The organism is Pontibacter kalidii, from assembly GCF_026278245.1.
Lineage (GTDB): Bacteria > Bacteroidota > Bacteroidia > Cytophagales > Hymenobacteraceae > Pontibacter > Pontibacter kalidii.
This window is the reverse complement of the sequence record NZ_CP111079.1, coordinates 1660264-1678005: the sequence shown is the minus strand read 5'-3', so window position 1 is coordinate 1678005 and position 17742 is coordinate 1660264. Positions and strand designations below refer to the sequence as shown.

The following is a 17742-nucleotide window of genomic DNA, read 5'->3' as shown; positions in this document are numbered from 1 at the left end:
TAAAGTATAACTACATGCGTTACAACAAGATAAACACAAAGGCCTCTACCCGAAACCGGGTAGAGGCCTTCAGATTTCTTTAGTAAGCTATGCTTAGCCGGCGTACACCAGCTCGCCTTTTGATTCGGTGGCAACAGCCGCAAAGTCTTTCACGCATACGTGGTACATGATTCGGGCCATGGAGAGGGAATAGTCGGTGATGAGGCAACGCTGCTGCTCAGAGCTCATCAGCGCCTTGCTGTTGCCCAGGTTAAACTTATTCAGCTCGATCACCTCATCAAAATTCTGGCGCAGGGTTTTCAGGGCTTTAAACGACGGCTCGTTATAGTAGAGTGGAATTACCTGGCAAACGGCGTAGCTGCCTTTCTTGCGCTCTTGAGCAATCAGCTGACAAAGCTGCTCTACATTCGTGCGGTCCACATCCGACAGGATCACATAAAACACGTTGCGGCGGTCGGCATTCAGGGCCTTGGCAGGCGCACTGCCCAGCAGCATGTTGCGGCTGATCTTAGCTCCCTTGTGGAATGATTCGTCCTTGAGGATCTTGTTGTGGATCTTAAAGGCCAGCGCGCCTGATGCGATGAGGTTAAAATCCTTGCCTTTTGTTGAAATTTTGGAGAAGTGCAGCATAATGTAAAGCTTAAGAGGTTAGGGATATTTTTAATATTTTTTGCCACTATTCACTTACAACTTCTGAAACAGAGCATAAGTGGTCAAAAAGCTATTGTTACAGCTTCGTAGATGTGTTTATGATTAAAATTCTAGTGCTATCAGTGCAATTCCGTGTGGTAAGCATAAAGACTCAGCTGGCTAAAATGACTAAAAGTTTTCGGCTTGTGTGAGTATATTACGCGGACCGGGTAAAATTAATTCATTGTAAAGTATAATCTGTGGTGAGTATACTTATTTTGCGAGTCAATATACCGATTTTACGGGTTGAGGAATCTATAGTTGCCTTTATTTAATATTTATTTTAAAATAAGCTGTAATATAGAACAATAATTTAAGTATACATATTTTCGTTATAATTTTGAGTAAATCGCCGGATTCTGAGGGTAAAAGATTGGATGAGAGATGCAATTAATATATAATAGCAAACTGCGGCATATATTAGTAATTGTCGGATAAAGTAAGTACATTTGCAGCTTGATTTGGATACAGTCTGATTTACAGATAACTGGTTACTACACTGTTGGCTACTTAGTTGTTTTTTATTTGTCGCTCTCTTAAGTGCAGAGAATGGTTGATTAGCAGGCTGCCTCCAGAAGTATCAGTTATAAAAAGTTAGATGAACAAAATCAGATTTGAAGAGCTTCCGCTTTCGCCGGAAGTGCAGCGTGCTATCGCTGACATGGGTTTCGAAGAAGCCTCCCCCATCCAGACACAAGCAATCCCGGTTGTTTTAGAAGGAAAAGACATCATCGGCCAGGCCCAGACAGGCACTGGCAAAACCGCCGCTTTCGGCATCCCAACCATTGAAACAATTGACCCGAACGACAGACGTGTGCAGGCGCTTATTCTTTGCCCTACGCGTGAGCTGGCCATTCAGGTATCCGGTGAGATTCAGAAACTCGCCAAGTATAAGCCAGGCATCAGCGTGGTACCGATCTACGGTGGCCAGAGCTATGACCGCCAGCTGCGCGCCCTCAAGCAGGGGGTTCAGATCGTGATCGGCACACCGGGTCGCGTGATGGACCACATCAACCGCGGCACCCTGGTGCTCGACGGCGTAAAGAAAATCATACTGGACGAAGCGGACGAAATGCTGGACATGGGCTTCCGTGAGGATATCGAGTATGTGCTGGAGCGCATCCCGGAAAATCGCCAGACGATCTTCTTCTCGGCGACCATGTCGAAGCCGATCATGGAGATGACCAAGCGTTACCAGACCGATCCTGTGCTCGTAAAAGTAGTGCACCAGGAGCTGACAGTGACCAACATTGACCAGGCCTATTTTGAGGTGCGTAACAGCGCCAAGCAGGAGGTATTGTCCCGCCTGCTGGACATGTATAACATGAAGTCGGTGATCATCTTCTGTAACACGAAGCGGATGGTAGATGACCTGGTAAGTGGGCTGCAGGCCCGCGGCTACTTCTCCGATGCCCTGCACGGTGACCTGAACCAGAACCAGCGCACGGCCGTGATGAACAAGTTCCGTAACGGTACGCTGGAGATACTGGTGGCTACAGACGTGGCTGCCCGTGGACTGGACGTGGAGAATGTGGAGGCTGTGTTTAATTACGACCTGCCGCAGGACGAAGAATCGTACGTACACCGTATTGGCCGTACCGGCCGCGCCGGCAAGTCTGGCAAGGCTTTCTCCTTTGTGGGTGGCCGCTCAGACGGGTACAAGCTGAAGGACATCATGCGCTATACCAAGGCCAAGATTGTGCTGCAGCAGGTGCCTAGCCTGGAAGACGTAAACGAGATCCGCACGAATATTTTCTTCGATAAAGTGAAGGAAGTGCTCGAAAAAGGCCACCTGGCCAAGCACGTGGCGCGCATTGAGCGTTTCGTGAATGAAACGGAAGGCTTTACGCCGCTTGATGTGGCTGCAGCGCTCCTGAAAATGAGCCTGAAAGAGCAGAAGGTGAAAGAGAAGGGCGCCGAGGCCGAAAAAGGCCTGAGCGCAGTAAAAGAAGGGATGGACCGCCTGTTTATCACTATCGGTAAGAAAGACCGCGTGCACCCACGCGACCTGATCGACCTGCTGGCGCAGAACTCGAGCATCCCGGAAGGACGCGTAGGCGATATCGATCTGTATGACAAGTTCAGCTTTGTAGAAGTGCCAACCGAGTATACCGCAGAAATTGTGGAGAGCATCGGACGCGTGGAATATGATGGCCGTTTGGTAATCGTGGAGAAGTCGCAGAAGAAAGGCTCCGGCCCGAAAGAAGGCGGTGAAGACTTTGGCTTTGGTGGCGGCGGCGACCGTGACCGGGACAGAGGCGGCCGTAGAGGTGGCGGCGGATTCCGTGGCGGCGATCGTGACCGAGGTGGAGACCGCGGAGGTTACGGTGGTGATCGCGGTGGTTTCAGAGATCGTCGTAGCGGCGGTGGAGACCGTGACCGTGACGGTGATAGAAGAAGCGGCGGCGGTGGCGGATTCCGTAAAAGAAGATTTTAATCTTACTTTTTCCTGAAACACTGCCATTTACGGCACGTATAAAATAATGTAATCAGCGCAAGAAGTTTAAACTTCCGAGCTTGAAGAAAGGGCCGACTTGAAACGTCGGCCCTTTTGATTTAAAAAAGTTTGAGAGTAGCATAACCTTTCCATCATACTATCGTTAAAAGAGTATCATAAAAAGGTTGGAAGATTAAGCTAACTGTTAACGCAGTTAGATATGATAAGGGTAGCATCAGACGGATGTTACCCTTATTGTTTTTACGGGCTATACTTCACCCCTAAGGTTATAGGTTATTTCGGATCAAGCGGAATAGTTGTGGGGCAGTGAAAAAAAGAGCAGCTTTGCGTGCGTATAATTCACCACACACGCTTTTCCCTTGCAAGATCCTTACCTCACTCTTATCCGCTGTCTCTTGCCAGAAGGTATTCTGGAGTACTTCAACGTAACACATGTCCTGCAAGGCCCGGCAGGCCTGCAGCTGCAGTTGGAGGAGAAGAACCTCCTCCCCGAAGTTTATCATGGCCAGCGCTCTGAGTCCAAAGGTTTCCTGCCTGAGATTAAGCTGCAGGATTTCCCTATCCGTGGCCAGCAGGTCACCCTCTGCATCAAAAGACGCCGCTGGCACTTACCTGACTCGGGAGAGGTAATCACCAGAGACTGGAAACTGGTACAACAGGGAACGCGAATGACAAGTGAATTCGCCGCTTTTTTAAAAGCAGCACTTGGATAACACCCCCGTCAGCTGCCGGCAACTGGCCAGCTACTTCCACCTGGACGGCAAACAGCTCCAGGAGCAGTACAAGGAGCACATCAGCCACTTTCACCAATGGGAGCAGCGGGAGCACGCCTCCGACTGGATGCGCTTTCCCCAGAACGTTGGCCAAGAGCTGAGCATTGATGAGACAGCCCTCTCCAATGGAGAGCTCTACACCATCCTGACCAACAAAGCCGCTAAAGGCAGAAAAGGCGCGCTGGTGGCGATGGTCAGGGGCACACAGGCAGAAGACATTATCACAGTGCTGGAAGGCATACCCCAGACGGCCAGAGCCAAAGTCCGGGAGGTGACCCTGGACATGGCCAAGGCTGTGAGAGGCTGCTTTCCCAAAGCTTGCCGGGTCATTGACCGTTTCCATGTCCAGAAGCTGGCTTATGAAGCGGTGCAGGAGCTTCGTATCAAGTACCGCTGGCAAGCCCTGGATGAGGAAAACCAGCGGTTAGAGCAGGCGAAAAGGAGCAGGCAGCGTTTTGACGCGGAAGTACTATCTAACGGGGACACGTTGAAGCAGCTGCTGGCCCGCAGCCGCTACCTGCTCTTCAAGCACCGAAGCAGATGGAGCGCCTCCCAAAAGGAAAGAGCCGATATGCTCTTCTACAGGTATCCGCTGCTGGGCAGGGCCTATGACCTGGCCATGGAGCTGGGCCAGATCTTTACCTATTGCAAAAGCAAGCAGCAGGCATTCAAGCGCCTGGCCATCTGGTACAATGAAGTGGAGGCCTCCGGTATAGACTCCTTTCGCACGGTGGCCCGGTCGGTACAGAATCATTATGAGCACATCCTCAATTTCTTCAATAACCGCAGCACCAATGCCTCGGCCGAATCCTTCAATGCTAAGGTAAAAGCCTTCAGAGCCACCTTCAGGGGAGTCAGAGATACAACGTTTTTCCTCTTCCGACTAGCCAACATCTATGCCTGAGAAGAGCTACCCCACAACTATTCCGCTTGATCCGTTATTTCCTTTATTCCGGCTCTGAAATACGTGTAGTCCCGCCCACCGGGCATATGCCACACGGCTCGCACCACCGTTGGTACATTTACCCCGTTCATTTCCCGGTACCTGTCATACAGGGCAGACCAGCCCCAATTTAAATAATCTTTGCCGTCTTTGGAGTAAAACCTGTCATTCGTCCTAAACTCGTACACCCGACCCCAATCATCGAAAAAGAACTTACCGCACACTGTTATGCCAGCATCTGTTATACTTGCCTGTACACTGTTCGCGCCGGTCTCCTGCCATTCCATCTGGTTTAGCAGGAAGGCCCCCGGGAGCAGGGGAGTTTCCGCCAGATAGGTTACCAGAGACGCCTGATCCATCTCTCTGCCCTTGGCATCGCTTAAGGTAATACCTGCCAGCTTAATGAGCATGTTGCCACGGCCCTGCTGGTACTTATCCCGGGCCGCAAAGGGCACCAGCCCATAGAGGCGCGTTTGCATGAGAGCCAGGCGGGCAGGGGGAGAACAGTATTGAACTGCTGGCAGGTTAAGCTTTGCCAGTTCCGCATGGGGGACAGTTTTATACCTGTGTGTTCATAGCGAATAAAAATATTCTTGGAAGCAGTCTTCCCATAATAGCCGCAGGACTCGATGTATTTTCTAACCAGCGTGGGCAGGGCAGCACAGGCTTCACGCGTTAACACCTCCGGCACCAGAGCAGGAAGGCCATGCTGTAGCGCCTGTTGCATCTCGCTTGAAAATAGTTTTTGAAGGGACATGCTCTGGAATTTAGAGTTGGAGCGTACTGTGGGAGGGGCAGGCATAAAAAAGGAGCCCCTGGAGGCTCCTTTAGCTCTGTAATCAGCGTATATCCTTATTCCTTTGCCGCATCGCGCAGGGTGCGGATATGGTCATGGGCGTGTTTCACGTCTCTGTACTGCTGCTCAATGATCTGCTTCAGCTGAGCGGGCAAATTCTTATCCAGCGCCTCTTCATAGGCTTTCACCGCATAATCCTCACCGCGCTCACACTCCTCCAATACCCGCACTCTGTCTTTGGAGGACAGGGCAGATTTCAGGTCAATCCAGGCACGGTGGATGGTGCCCTCTATTGAGCTGGACTCATCATCGGTGTGGCCCATTTGGTGCAACTGATCCTGCAGCTCCGTGATCATGCTGTCGCGCTGCACGGCATACTTGCGGAACAGGTCTTTCAGGTCCTGGTCCTCTACGTCCTCAGAGGCAGTTTTGTAGCCCTTGGCTCCGTCTTTGCACCTCTCTATCAGATGGTGTACAGTAGACTGTACTTCTTTATTAATTTCCATAGTTATATCAGTTTTGATCTAATATGCATTCATACTGATATGGAAGTGCTTTGGTTGCCAATTACGCTAACCTGATGAAAATTAAGCCATTGCTTTGCCCGCCAAATAGCCAGTGGTCCAGGCCGCCTGAAAGTTGAAGCCGCCGGTGATGCCGTCCACATCGAGCACCTCGCCGGCAAAGTATAAACCTGGCTGCACGAGGCTTTCCATGGTCTTCATGTTCACCTCCTTCAGCTCCACGCCTCCACAGGTCACAAACTCCTCTTTAAATGTGGTTTTGCCACTTACCGGCACCGGCATGCGTAGCAGCGCCTCCACCAGTTTATTGGTGTTTTTAGCGGGAAGGTCGCCCCAACGCACCTGCTCCGCCACCTCCGCCAACTGGGTAAGCCCCTGCCAGAGGCGCTGCGGTAGCCCGAAAAGGGCATTAGTGGCTACGGTCTTTTTGGGGTGTGCCTGCCGGAACTGTTGTAGCTCTCCACGCAGGCTTTCTTCGGTATGCTCGGGCAGCCACTGTATCAGCGCCGTAAACGTATACTTCTGCTCGTAAAAATGCCGGGCTCCCCAGGCAGATAATTTCAGAACCGCCGGGCCGGAATAGCCCCAGTGGGTGATGAGCAGCGGCCCCTCATACTCCAGCTTTTGGCCGGCAATACGCACACGCGCATGGGGCACGGCCACCCCCTGCAAATCTTTCAAGGGAGAGGATGGTACATTGAAGGTAAACAGCGACGGCACCGGCTCCTGGATGGAATGGCCCATCTGGCGCAGCCAATCATAGCCCTGGCTTTTCGGGTTTCCGCCGGTGCTAACGAGGACTTTGTCTGCTTTTATACTTTCGCCGTTGCTGAGCGTAAGTATAAAACGGGTCTGACCAGCCTCCTCCACCGGTTTTATACTTTCCACAGCGGCGCTGGTCCTTACCTGCACGCCGGCTTTGCGAGCCTGCTGCTGCAGGCAGTCGATGATGGTCTCAGAGGAATCGGTCACCGGAAACATGCGTCCGTCTGCCTCGGCCTTCAGCTTTACGCCGCGCTGGGCAAACCATTCCACTGTTTCGCGGGCTCCGAACAGCTTAAACGCCTCTTTCAGTTGCCTTGCCCCGCGCGGGTAATACTGCGAGAACACAGTGGGCACAAAGCAGTTGTGGGTAACGTTGCAGCGCCCCCCGCCCGAAACGCGCACCTTGGACAGCAGCTTGTTTGTTTTTTCCAGCAGCACCACTTTCGCCTCAGGGTTTGCCTCCGCACTCGTTATCGCCCCAAAAAAGCCAGCGGCCCCACCGCCTATTACAACTATATTCATTGCTTCAATTGTAGATTGCTGATTGATAATAATCGCTGTAAATGAGGGAAAGACGCAGCATGCTCCATCTCTGCACAGGTATGCTTTGGTTAGAAATGATCACACCAACAACCAGAAACTATAAATCAACCACAAATTTACGAAAAGAAAGCCATTGGCTCGGGGTGTACAAAAGTATAAGACAGCTCATCCTTTAGTTTCTGGCTGCTGATGAGCTTGAATTTTGTCTCCTCCATATCCTGAAACTCTGGTGGCGTGAGTCCCAAGGCCACGGCGCTGGACGAATAAAAGTCCCTTCGGAGCGGGTGTTCGTCGGCACAGGCATTGTACACTTTGCCCCAGCGTTCCTGCTCGATAATACGGTAAAGGATGTTTACGCAGTCGTCCTGGTGAATGAGGTTTACCGGCGCATCGCCGTTGAGCACGTTCTTCTTGCCAGCCAGCCAGCGCCCCGGCTGCCGGCTGCCGCCCACCAAACCGCCGAAGCGCACGATGGTCGTTACCCAGTCCTCCCGGTCCTGAAACAGCCGCTCTGCCTGCAGCAGCATGTTGTCGGGCTCCAGCTCCTCGGTAAAGCTGACGTCTTCCTCGGTTACCACGCGGTTCAGATCCTGGTACACAGAAGTAGAGGAAACGAAAAGGATGCGGCTAACCGGCGACTCCAGCAGAAATTTGAGTAGCAGCTGCATCTGGTTCTGGTAGGATACGCCGCCATCGGAGCGCAGGTGAGGCGGGATGTTGAGCACAAGAACATCCGTATCCAGGAAATCCACCAGCGCGGGCTTGTCCAGCAAATCGCTGCCCAGGTCCAGCAAGTAAGGCTGTATGTCTTTCTCCAGCATCACGTCAATTTTCTCGGGTGTGGTGGTAGAGCCCTTCACCGTGAACCCGTGTAGGGCAAGTTGCTCGGCCAGCGGCATGCCCAGCCAGCCGCAGCCCATGATGCTGATCGTTTGATTATTCTCCATGGTATGGTTTTAGGTGCATACTGCTACAACATTACGCGCACCGTTTGGTTTAGAATGGCAATACGCTTGTTTAAAGCAGTACAAAGTAAAGTATAAATGCGCTATGATGTGGCAATAATCGGTTCGGGTTTCGGGGCGCTCACGGCAGCAGCCCTGTTGGCGAAGCAAGGCCTGAAAATATGCGTGCTGGAGCAGGCAAAGTATCCGGGCGGTTGCGCAACCTCGTACCGGCGCAAAGGGTACTGGTTCGAGACGGGCGCCACTACGCTGGTGGGGCTCGACGAGCACATGCCGCTGCGCTATCTGCTGGAGGAGACAGGTATAAAAGTGCCCGTGCAGCGGCTGGAGCCTCCCATGCAGGTTCACCTGCCCGATGGGCAGATCGTGACAAGGTGTGGCAATTTGGAGCAGTGGGTGGCAGAGGCGGAGCGGGTGTTCGGAAAGTATAACCAGCGCGCATTCTGGGAGCATTGCTATCAGGTAAGCCAGCAAGTATGGCGCACCTCGCTGCAACAGCAAAGCTTCCCTTTCTCTAACTTCAAAGACGTGCTGCTCTCGGGTGTACGCACCAGGCCCGGTCAGCTAAAGCTGCTGCCGAAAGCTTTCCGGACAATGGAGGATGTGCTGCAAAAGTATGATCTGCTGCAGAATAAACTCTTTGTGGCCTTTGTAAACGAGCAACTGCTGATAACCGCCCAAAGTTACCTGCCGGAGGTAAACGAGCTGTTTGGTGCCACGGCCCTGTGCTATACGTTGCAGGGCAATTACTACGTTCCCGGCGGACTCATCAACCTGGTGAAGCCAATAGAGCAGTATATTTTATCAAAAGGCTCCTATATAAAGTATGGCCATGAGGTGAAACTGGTAAAAAATACCGAAAAAGGGTACAGGCTGGTCACAGGTAAAGGCGAGATCGAGAGCCGGTTTGTCATTTCAGGAATCCCGCTCAACAACACGCTGCCGCTCTTTAAAGAGGAGCAAGTACAGCGACGGCTGAAGCCCTACCTGCTGGAGAGTTGCCAGCTAAACGGCGCCTTTACGTTATCGCTGGTGCTGCGGGCGGGGGAGGTGAGCCAGGTGCTGCACCACCAGGTGCACGTGCCGGAGGGGCTGCCGGAGATTGGCAGTAAAAGCATTTTCGTCAGCTTCAGCCACCCGGAGGATAGGCTGAGGGCACCGGCGGGGGAGCTGGTGGCAAGCATAAGTACGCATGTGCACCACCCGCAGCAGCACATCATCCAAAATAAAGCAGCCTTAGAGCAAGCCATAGTTAACGTGCTGGTGCAGCGCGGGCTTATCAAGCGGGAAAGTATACTTTCGGTGCAATCGGCTACGCCAGGCGGCTGGATCTTCTGGACAAAAAGAGCCTTCGGAGCGGTGGGTGGCTACCCGCAATACCGCCACATTAAGCCCTGGCAAATGAAAGATGCCCGCCTGGATCACCGTGGGGCCTACCTTTGTGGCGATACCGTTTACCCGGGGCAGGGGATACCGGGCGTATGCCTGGGCGGGATCATCGCGGTGAATAAGCTACTGCAGGATCATTTTTAACCGCTAAAGGCTACTCCTCGTCCTCCTTTACCGTCGCCTCATCCTGTATCACCATGGTGCGCAGGCCGGCGTAGTTTCCCTCCTCCGCCTTGCCCAGTATGTACGCTTCCGTCCCGATCTGGGAGATGCAGTATACTTTCACATCCTGCAGCAGCCGTTTCAGAGCTGCCATCAACTGCTGATAAGCCGCTTTCCCCTCCGGCGTGGCCTCCCTTGCATCAGATTCAAGGCCCTGCACCTGGCTGAAGAAATCCTCCAGCGTCTTTATTTTCACGGCCATGCCGGATGGCTTGCCCGCATGTTCCACCACATCTTCGGGTTTTAGCTGCTGCCCCTCCGGCAGCTCCAGGTATACGAACTCAAAAGGGGATTCTATCTCGCTTTTCATCAGCAGTCCGTCCACAGCCTGCATCAGTTCTGCCTGTAATTGTTCTTTGTTCATCTGGCTATCTTTTTCGAACTTAATACGTGTGAGTTCAGGGCTATACTTATCTTTATGGGGATACGCTTACGTATAGCCGCATAACCTTAAACGATAGACCTATGATTAAAGCTGAACCAATGCTAAAAGAGGGCGCCCTGAAAGATAAAACCATCATCGTGACGGGTGGAGGCACAGGCCTGGGCCGTTCGATGGTAAAGTATTTCCTGGAGCTGGGCGCGCATGTGGTTATCTGCAGCCGCAAGCTGGAGGTGCTGGAGCAAACGGCCAAAGAACTGGAAAAGGAGACAGGAGGCACCGTTTTACCTATAGCCTGCGATGTGCGCAAGTATAACGAGATAGAGGCGATGCTGCAGGCTACTCTGAATAAATTCGGGAGGGTGGATGTACTGGTAAACAACGCTGCCGGAAACTTTGTGAGTCCCACCGAGCGCCTGAGCCATAAGGCCTTTGATGTCATAACGGATATCGTGCTGAAAGGCAGCTACAACTGCACCCTGGCGCTTGGCAAGCATTGGATTGAGCAGCAGCAGGAGGCAGCCATACTTAACATCGTCACCACCTATGCCTGGACCGGCTCCGGCTACGTGGTGCCATCGGCCTGCGCCAAGGCGGGCGTGCTGGCTATGACGCGCTCGCTGGCATCGGAGTGGGCTAAGTATGGCATCCGCTCCAACGCCATCGCGCCGGGCCCTTTCCCGACAGAAGGCGCCTGGAGCCGCCTGTTCCCGAAACAGTTGGCCGAAAAGCTGGACCCGGTAAAACGCATACCTGTTGGCCGCTTCGGGGAGCACCAGGAACTGGCAAACCTGGCTGCCTACTTAGTCTCTGACTACGCGGCCTTCGTTAACGGCGAGGTGGTAACCATAGACGGCGGCGAGTGGCTCTACGGGGCTGGCGAGTTCAACTCCTTTGATCAGATACCGCAGGAAATGTGGGACGCTATGGAGAAGCAGATGCGCGGGAAAGGGCAGTAAAATAATCTTCCTGAACACATACGAGAAAGCCTCTGCAAGTATAGCAGGGGCTTTTCTATTTAAAGAAGCACCCCTTTAAACGAATCTGAAATACAGATGGCCTACCGCGTAATATAGGTGGAAAGGCAATATGTACCTTTCTATATATGTTGTATTTATCATGGATACACCTGATGTTACCTTTTGCGAATACGTAGCCATAAATTGCCTCAAAAAGCACTCGCACATGGATTTTAAATTAATATTTCAGCAAAGCAAGCAGTTCCTGACAATGTTACTTTCCAATATAAAGCTTCCTTGAAAACAGTTTAGTTCTTCTTCTAATTAGCTTAAATTTTTATCTCACCTTAAAATTTAAGTACATGAAAAAAAATTATCTCCGAGCAGGAAAGTCTGCATTCACATTGGCCGCCATGTCGGCTTTGCTCTTAACAAGCTGCGAGAAAGAAGCACTCTTAGAAGATGATTCATTTGCCACGTCGCAGGAGGCGGAGGCCAGAGGGGCACTGGGCCAGCAGCATGTGGCCAACCAGGTGCTGGTTAAGTTTAAGGCAGGTGCCTCAGAAAGTGCAAAGGCAGCTGTGCTGGCCCGCATCAGCGGCAAGGTGCAGGAGCGCATCCTCACAAAGGCGATGGAACGCTTTGGCGATAAGGAAGGCCTAACCTTGGTGCATACCCCATTGGCTGCGCTCGAAGCCTTGAGCAAGTTAAAGGGTTCAGCGGAAATTGAATACGCTGAACCAAACTTTATCTATACCCATAGCGCCACTTCGTCAGACCCATATTACACCAACGGGTCTTTGTGGGGCCTGTATGGGGATGGCACATCGCCTGCCAACCAATATGGCAGCCAGGCCGGCGAGGCATGGGCAGCCGGTAATACAGGCGCTGCTTCGGTAGTGGTAGGTATTATAGACGAGGGCATCCAGTATTCTCACCCTGATCTGGCCAAAAATATCTGGACCAACCCTTACGACCCAGTGGATGGCGTGGACAACGATGGCAATGGCTACGTGGATGACACGCACGGCTGGGATTTCGACGGCAACAACAACGAAGTGTATGACGGAGGCTCCAGAGGCAGCCTTGATGACCACGGCACACACGTGGCAGGCACGATCGGTGGCGTCAACAACGGTTCTGGGGTTGTAGGCGTGAGCTGGGACGTAACGATGATCTCCTGCAAGTTCCTGGGCCGCAGAGGTGGCACCACCGCCAATGCGGTGAAAGCAGTAGATTACCTGACTGATCTGAAGAACCGCCATGGCATGAACATCGTGGCCAGCAATAACTCTTGGGGTGGCGGAGGTTTCTCTCAGGCGCTTTATGATGCCATTGCCCGTGCGCAGGCCAAAGACATCCTCTTTGTGGCAGCGGCAGGCAACGGTGGCAGCGACGGGGTAGGCGATGACAACGATGCTGTTGCCAGCTATCCTTCCAACTATACGCTGGATAACATTATTGCCGTGGCATCCATTACCTCTTCCGGAGCCAAGTCTTCCTTCTCCAACTACGGGGCCACTACGGTGGATATAGGTGCTCCAGGCTCTGGCATCTACTCTACCACAGCCTATAACAGCTACTCTTCGTACAGCGGCACCTCTATGGCGACACCGCACGTTACGGGGGGCGTGGCGCTTTACGCTGCCTCAAACCCCGGCGCTTCTGCTGCAACCATAAAGAACGCTATCCTGAGTAGTGCTGTACCGACTGCATCCCTGTCTGGTAAGTGCGTAACAGGCGGCCGCCTGAACGTAAGTGGGTTCTAATAGGATAGTATAACCGAACTCTTAATTTAAAAGCCGCTCCTCTTTGTAAAGGAGCGGCTTTTTTTATGAACTAACTTTAGCTATACTTGATGCCGTCTGAATTTACTGCTTCTCCGCCTTTGCCAGGAAATCTGGCGTGATGTTGAGCATCAGGTAAGCCCACTGGCCGCGGTCTTCTTTTGCTGTGGCTGGCGCCTTCACCAGTTTCAGGTTGTCGGTCGCGAAAATAGTGGCATAACCGGCCTCCAGGTTCACGCTTCTGAAGATGCTGTAGTTAACCACAAAGTCTATTTCCGTTCCGAACCGTCTTCCTGATGGCTTTAGGTGGGGGAGAGCCTCGCTTGGGGCTATTCTGTTAGCAGCGTAAAATTCGTGCAGATCCAGCGCGAAGAGCAGTTTATCATTTACCTTATACTTGTTGCGGATAAAATAGTCCACCAGTCCGGGAGAGCGGGAGGGAGCACCATCCACACCAAAGGCATCGGCCACGTAAAAATAATCCATAAAGCCCCAGAACTTGTGTGGCGTGCAATACAGCGGGTCGAAGCGGTGGTTCACCTTGCTTTGTTTCGCAGTGTTGTTGCCGGAGAGGAAATCGAAGCCGGGGTTGATGGTGAATTTGCCGGAAGTATAAGCGGCATCCAAGGTCAGGTTATAGGCGTCCAGCGTATGGCCCAGGCGGTCGTTGTTGCCCTGGTAATAGGCAGCTGCATGCAGGCCCAGGTTACCTGAAAGCTTAGAAAACAAGGCGCCGCCTACCGTTATTCGGCTGTTCACGCCTTCCACAAACGCAGTCACGCCTTCCACTGTTGCTGTCTTCTGGAAATCATCTTTAAACACCAACATACTTAGTTTTCCGAAGCTGCCGGTTCTGGCAAAATAGCCGTACTGCATGCTTTTATACAGCATGCCGATGCCGTTGGTGCCCGGTGCCACAGGCCCTGCTGGTATGCTTTGGTAGATGTTGCCGGATTTGCCGGGGGTATCTTTCCCGTGGTTCTGGTTAAAGGCAAAACCCGCATCTGCCTGCCAGCCTTTATGGCTGAACTTTATGATGATTGCATCATGTCGCCGGGCCTGTTGCAGCCAATCCAGGTTGCCCAGCAGCCTGGAATCGTCATAGAGTATCTCCTGCCGCCCGGCTTTTATACTTAACTGGTCTACTTTTATAGTAGAAGTGTCGCTCAGGATCACCTCACCCCAAGCCTGGTGCAGGAACAGCTTGCTGCCCTCCAGGTTACTGATCGTGGATTGATCGGAGCCCCATACTCGTATTTCCTGCCCCGAGACAAAGAAATGGTAGCGGTCTGTGCTATAGCCCAGGTTCAGGCGGGTGCGCTGGCTGGTGAATACACTGGCCTTGGTAGCTGGGGTTGGCAGAGTGCCCTGGCCGTCGCGGAACTCGGTTCTGGTGCGTAATTGCCCGGTAAAAGAGAGCTGCGCCAAAGCCGCATGTTGCAGCAGTATAAAACTGGCACCTGAGAGCAGGAGTGCGCGGAGTAGAAGTTTTTTCATGTGGGATAGGTTAGAAGGAGTATTTATACTTCCAAAAGCTGAACTGCCGCCTACATACGCTGCAGCAGCCCTTCTATACTTTTCACGGTCTCATCCGGGTCTTTGCCAAGGCCTTCCTGCTGGTAAATGATCTCGCCCTGCACGTTGAGCACCGAGATGATGTTGGAGTGGGCGATATCGCCGTTCGGGGCTTTTTTATACTTCATGTTCAGCAACACCGCCAGTTCCTGGATGCTGGCATCGTTACTGGTCAGCAGTTGCCAGCGACTTGGGTCCAGCTTGTTTTCACCGGCAAACTCTTTTAGTTTCTCAGGTGTGTCGTTGGCCGGGTCCATGGTTACCAGCACGATGCCCACCTCCTTATACTTGTCGATACCCGCTTCAATGCGCTTCAGGTCGGCCACAATGCGGGGACAGGTATAGGTACAGTTGGTGTACATCATCGCTACCAGCTGCACTTTTCCCTGTAAGTCGGCTAGTTTTATCGTATGGCCTTGCTCGGTTTGCCATTCGGAGTCCAGCTGGTACAGCGACATATCGCTAAGTTCGGCGGCGGGCATAATCTGGGCGGCCTGCTCCGGGGAATGGTGCGCCGCGTGGGCATCGGCAGTTTCGGGTGGGTTGCAACTGCTGCTCAGCGCCAGGCCAAGTATAAACGGAAGAAGTAGGAGGTGTTTCATGGTACTTTCTATCAGGATGGTGCGATTTCAAACAAGTATAAATCAGATGCTACAGACTCTGTGCGCAGCGGAAGCCGAGATTAGAGACCGTATAATTAGCCTTAAGGCTGGAGCGGAAAGCATAGCGCATAAAGGCCACGTAGTTTTTGGTGTCTTTGGCACCGCTGGAGCCCGAGCCGCAGAACAGCTGCCTGTCGAGGCTGGCGTTGGCCCTGGACTCCCCGATGAGCAGCGAAGAGTTAAAGTCCTGTGTCCATTCCCACACCAGGCCGATCATGCCATACAGGCCATAGAAGTTCTTAAAACTCTGCTGCACTGGTGGCAGATAGGTGGGGTTGGGTTGGCTGTACCATTCTATGCTTCGCTGATAAAATTTCTCGTCGTTGGCGGCGTTGGCTTTTGTCTCGCTGGCCAGGGCGGCGTATTCCCACTCCTCCACAGTAGCCAGGCGCTTCCCCTGGCATTCGCAATAGGCTTTGGCCGCAAACCACGACACACTCACCACCGGGCTGTTTTGTAGTTGGTCTGCCGCGGCACCTATGCTCAGATCACCATTCCAGCCTCTGAGGTAGTTCTGGTCAGCGAAGAGTTTTTTTACCGCCGACTTGCGCCACTGTGGGTTTTCTTTTACAAAGTTGAGGTACTGGGCATTCGTTACCGGGTACACATCCAGCGCAAAGCTTTTTACTTTTACCGCAGTGGAATCTCCCCCGTAGAGGGGCACAAAAGTTCCGCCCTTTACCAACACCATGTTTTTGGGCAAAGACTTCTGTGCCTGCGCTTTAAAGCTGATTCCCATCAACAGTAATACAACGATCAGTCTGTAAAGCATCTCTCTGGGGTTTAAAGATTAGTGTTTAAAATTGATTTTGGCTTTCTTCACCTGTTCTGGTGTCACCTCGCCGCCTTTGTTGCTCCAGTTGTTCATCACGAAGGTCATCACGTTAGCAATCTCCTCGTCTGTCAGTTTCAACTTGGGCATGGTGCTGTTGTAGAGCTCGCCGTTCACTTTTATCTGTCCTTCCAAGCCGTGGGCTACCACCCCGATGGCTCTGTCCACGTCGGCGTTCAGGTAATCAGACTTGGCAAGAGGAGGGAAGGCGCCTTTTATACCCTGGCCTTCGGCCTGGTGGCAAGCCTGGCAATTTTGGGCGTACAGCGTCTTACCAAGCTCCAGGCGCATTTCCTTGTTTGAGGCGATAGCTGCCTTAGGAGTTCCTGCTGAAGGCATTTCCTGCACGGTTGAACCTTCCGGCTGGTAAATCCTGTCTTCTATCAGGCCAGAGTACAGTCTCTTATCTTCAGCGCCTTCTACTTTCAGCATGCCCAGCGCACCTTTGTTAAATGCCCGGAAGATAGAGTGATCCACCAGCACATAATTGCCCGGCACATCGGCCTTAAATTCTGTGATAGCTGAGCCACCGGCTGGCACAAGCGTGGTCTGTATGTTATGGATAGCCGTGGAGCCACCCTCATCGTATACTTTGTCGAAGATCTCGCCGATCACGTGGAAGGAAGAAATCAGGTTAGGGCCACCGTTACCCACGAACAGGCGCACGGTTTCGCCCACTTTAGCTGTCAGGGCGTTATCACCTGTAAGGGAACCAACCGAACCGTTGAACACCACATAAGAGGGGTTCTCATCCAAGGCTTTCTGCATATCGAAAGGCTGGAGGCCCGGTGCTCCGAAGTCGCCTTTGGTGTAGAAGTCGCCCTGCATCACATAATACTCCTTGTCAACTTTAGGCAGTCCTTCTTCCGGCTCCACAAGTATAAGGCCGTACATACCGTTGGCAATGTGCATCCCTACCGGGGCCGTAGCGCAGTGGTACACATACAAGCCAGGGTTCAGGGCCTTGAAGTTGAAAACCGTTTCGTGGCCAGGGGCCGTGAAAGTAGAGGCCGCGCCACCACCCGGGCCAGTTACGGCGTGCAAGTCGATGTTGTGTGGGTTCTTGCTGTCGGGGTGGTTCATTAGGTGGAACTCCACCTCATCGTTTTGGCGGATGCGGATAAATTTACCCGGCACGGAGCCACCGAACGTCCAGAACGTATAGTCCACGCCATCGGCCATTTTCTTCATCACCTCCGTTACTTCCAGGCGCACCACCACCTTGGCGGCATGCTTGCGATCGATAGGAGCGGGCACCTTTGGCGCATCCGTCAGCTCCGCCTCAAGTACAGGAAGTTCTTTGGGAGTAGCGTCTTCGGTCTTAGCCGTGGTTTCGGCATGCGAGGTTTGGGTGCTGCAGGAGCTCAGGATGCCTATACTGTAGAGGCCCAAGCCAAGTAGCACTGCTGTTTTTTTGAGTGTAGACCTTTTCATAAGTAGTTGTTTAGTGTAATTCTGATGCTAAATAAATACCCTT

General features: G+C 52.6%; 16 protein-coding genes and 1 pseudogene. 6 read left to right on the top strand and 11 right to left on the bottom strand.

What is annotated here, in order from left to right; translation table 11 throughout:
• Positions 1-93: 93 nt before the first annotated feature.
• Positions 94-630 carry a hypothetical protein gene (locus OH144_RS07195; protein ID WP_266205622.1) on the bottom strand — a complete coding sequence of 179 codons (537 nt, stop codon included), beginning with the start codon at positions 628-630 and terminating at the stop codon, positions 94-96.
• Between the two features lie 658 nt (positions 631-1288).
• Between OH144_RS07195 and OH144_RS07190 the strand changes: the two genes are divergently transcribed.
• The 3 genes from OH144_RS07190 to OH144_RS07180 all read left to right on the top strand — a co-directional run bounded on the left by OH144_RS07190 (position 1289) and on the right by OH144_RS07180 (position 4825).
• A complete protein-coding gene (locus OH144_RS07190; RefSeq protein ID WP_266205621.1) occupies positions 1289-3127 on the top strand; it encodes a DEAD/DEAH box helicase in 1839 nt (612 codons plus the stop codon).
• Between the two features lie 380 nt (positions 3128-3507).
• Positions 3508-3861, top strand: a complete 354-nt coding sequence (locus tag OH144_RS07185) for an ISAon1 family transposase N-terminal region protein (protein ID WP_456107239.1) — start codon at positions 3508-3510, stop codon at positions 3859-3861.
• The gene (locus OH144_RS07180; RefSeq protein WP_323134751.1) at positions 3854-4825 is read left to right on the top strand and encodes an ISAon1 family transposase; all 972 of its coding nucleotides are present in this window, start codon (positions 3854-3856) and stop codon (positions 4823-4825) included. The genes OH144_RS07185 and OH144_RS07180 overlap by 8 nt, the downstream gene beginning before the upstream one ends.
• 17 nt (positions 4826-4842) lie before the next feature.
• On the opposite strand, the gene OH144_RS07175 is transcribed toward OH144_RS07180, so the two are convergent.
• The 5 genes and pseudogenes from OH144_RS07175 to OH144_RS07160 form a co-directional block, all read right to left on the bottom strand.
• On the bottom strand, positions 4843-5388 hold the full coding sequence (locus OH144_RS07175; protein WP_323134795.1) for a DUF6544 family protein: 546 nt from the start codon (positions 5386-5388) through the stop codon (positions 4843-4845).
• Positions 5389-5408: 20 nt separating this feature from the next.
• Positions 5409-5591 (bottom strand): annotated as a pseudogene (locus OH144_RS21620) (hypothetical protein); the annotation flags it as partial.
• Between the two features lie 125 nt (positions 5592-5716).
• On the bottom strand, positions 5717-6166 hold the full coding sequence (locus tag OH144_RS07170) for a ferritin-like domain-containing protein (RefSeq protein WP_266205619.1): 450 nt from the start codon (positions 6164-6166) through the stop codon (positions 5717-5719).
• Positions 6167-6247: 81 nt separating this feature from the next.
• The gene (locus tag OH144_RS07165; protein ID WP_266205618.1) at positions 6248-7471 is read right to left on the bottom strand and encodes a BaiN/RdsA family NAD(P)/FAD-dependent oxidoreductase; all 1224 of its coding nucleotides are present in this window, start codon (positions 7469-7471) and stop codon (positions 6248-6250) included.
• Between the two features lie 137 nt (positions 7472-7608).
• A complete protein-coding gene (locus tag OH144_RS07160; RefSeq protein WP_266205617.1) occupies positions 7609-8439 on the bottom strand; it encodes an SDR family oxidoreductase in 831 nt (276 codons plus the stop codon).
• Between the two features lie 108 nt (positions 8440-8547).
• Between OH144_RS07160 and OH144_RS07155 the strand changes: the two genes are divergently transcribed.
• The gene (locus OH144_RS07155; RefSeq protein ID WP_266205616.1) at positions 8548-9990 is read left to right on the top strand and encodes a phytoene desaturase family protein; all 1443 of its coding nucleotides are present in this window, start codon (positions 8548-8550) and stop codon (positions 9988-9990) included.
• A gap of 10 nt (positions 9991-10000) precedes the next feature.
• Here the strand turns inward: OH144_RS07155 and OH144_RS07150 are convergent, their stop codons facing one another.
• Positions 10001-10432, bottom strand: a complete 432-nt coding sequence (locus tag OH144_RS07150; protein ID WP_266205615.1) for a nuclease A inhibitor family protein — start codon at positions 10430-10432, stop codon at positions 10001-10003.
• 101 nt (positions 10433-10533) lie between these two features.
• Here OH144_RS07150 and OH144_RS07145 point away from each other — a divergent pair, with 101 nt between their 5' ends.
• Entirely contained in the window at positions 10534-11409 is an 876-nt protein-coding gene (locus OH144_RS07145) for an SDR family oxidoreductase (protein WP_266205614.1), read from the top strand.
• A gap of 362 nt (positions 11410-11771) precedes the next feature.
• Positions 11772-13178 carry a S8 family peptidase gene (locus OH144_RS07140; RefSeq protein WP_266205613.1) on the top strand — a complete coding sequence of 469 codons (1407 nt, stop codon included), beginning with the start codon at positions 11772-11774 and terminating at the stop codon, positions 13176-13178.
• A gap of 102 nt (positions 13179-13280) precedes the next feature.
• On the opposite strand, the gene OH144_RS07135 is transcribed toward OH144_RS07140, so the two are convergent.
• From OH144_RS07135 to nirK, 4 genes are read right to left on the bottom strand one after another with little or no spacing between them, the layout of a single operon-like run.
• Positions 13281-14693, bottom strand: coding sequence for an alginate export family protein (locus OH144_RS07135; RefSeq protein WP_266205612.1), 1413 nt, complete (start codon positions 14691-14693; stop codon positions 13281-13283).
• A gap of 50 nt (positions 14694-14743) precedes the next feature.
• Positions 14744-15373, bottom strand: a complete 630-nt coding sequence (locus OH144_RS07130) for an SCO family protein (protein WP_266205611.1) — start codon at positions 15371-15373, stop codon at positions 14744-14746.
• A 49-nt stretch (positions 15374-15422) separates the two neighbouring features.
• Positions 15423-16205, bottom strand: a complete 783-nt coding sequence (locus OH144_RS07125) for a formylglycine-generating enzyme family protein (RefSeq protein ID WP_266205610.1) — start codon at positions 16203-16205, stop codon at positions 15423-15425.
• An 18-nt stretch (positions 16206-16223) separates the two neighbouring features.
• On the bottom strand, positions 16224-17699 hold the full coding sequence (nirK, locus tag OH144_RS07120; protein WP_266205609.1) for a copper-containing nitrite reductase: 1476 nt from the start codon (positions 17697-17699) through the stop codon (positions 16224-16226).
• Between the last annotated feature and the right edge of the window lie 43 nt (positions 17700-17742).

Excerpts from the sequence above, each read along its gene's own strand:
- OH144_RS07165 (WP_266205618.1), bottom strand. The coding sequence starts at position 7,471 with ATGAATATAGTTGTAATAGGCGGTGGGGCCGCTGGCTTTTTTGGGGCG.
- OH144_RS07195 (WP_266205622.1), bottom strand. The coding sequence starts at position 630 with ATGCTGCACTTCTCCAAAATTTCAACAAAAGGCAAGGATTTTAACCTC.
- OH144_RS07150 (WP_266205615.1), bottom strand. The coding sequence starts at position 10,432 with ATGAACAAAGAACAATTACAGGCAGAACTGATGCAGGCTGTGGACGGA.
- OH144_RS07190 (WP_266205621.1), top strand. The coding sequence starts at position 1,289 with ATGAACAAAATCAGATTTGAAGAGCTTCCGCTTTCGCCGGAAGTGCAG.
- OH144_RS07170 (WP_266205619.1), bottom strand. The coding sequence starts at position 6,166 with ATGGAAATTAATAAAGAAGTACAGTCTACTGTACACCATCTGATAGAG.
- nirK (WP_266205609.1), bottom strand. The coding sequence starts at position 17,699 with ATGAAAAGGTCTACACTCAAAAAAACAGCAGTGCTACTTGGCTTGGGC.
- OH144_RS07145 (WP_266205614.1), top strand. The coding sequence starts at position 10,534 with ATGATTAAAGCTGAACCAATGCTAAAAGAGGGCGCCCTGAAAGATAAA.
- OH144_RS07160 (WP_266205617.1), bottom strand. The coding sequence starts at position 8,439 with ATGGAGAATAATCAAACGATCAGCATCATGGGCTGCGGCTGGCTGGGC.
- OH144_RS07140 (WP_266205613.1), top strand. The coding sequence starts at position 11,772 with ATGAAAAAAAATTATCTCCGAGCAGGAAAGTCTGCATTCACATTGGCC.
- OH144_RS07135 (WP_266205612.1), bottom strand. The coding sequence starts at position 14,693 with ATGAAAAAACTTCTACTCCGCGCACTCCTGCTCTCAGGTGCCAGTTTT.
- OH144_RS07125 (WP_266205610.1), bottom strand. The coding sequence starts at position 16,205 with ATGCTTTACAGACTGATCGTTGTATTACTGTTGATGGGAATCAGCTTT.
- OH144_RS07130 (WP_266205611.1), bottom strand. The coding sequence starts at position 15,373 with ATGAAACACCTCCTACTTCTTCCGTTTATACTTGGCCTGGCGCTGAGC.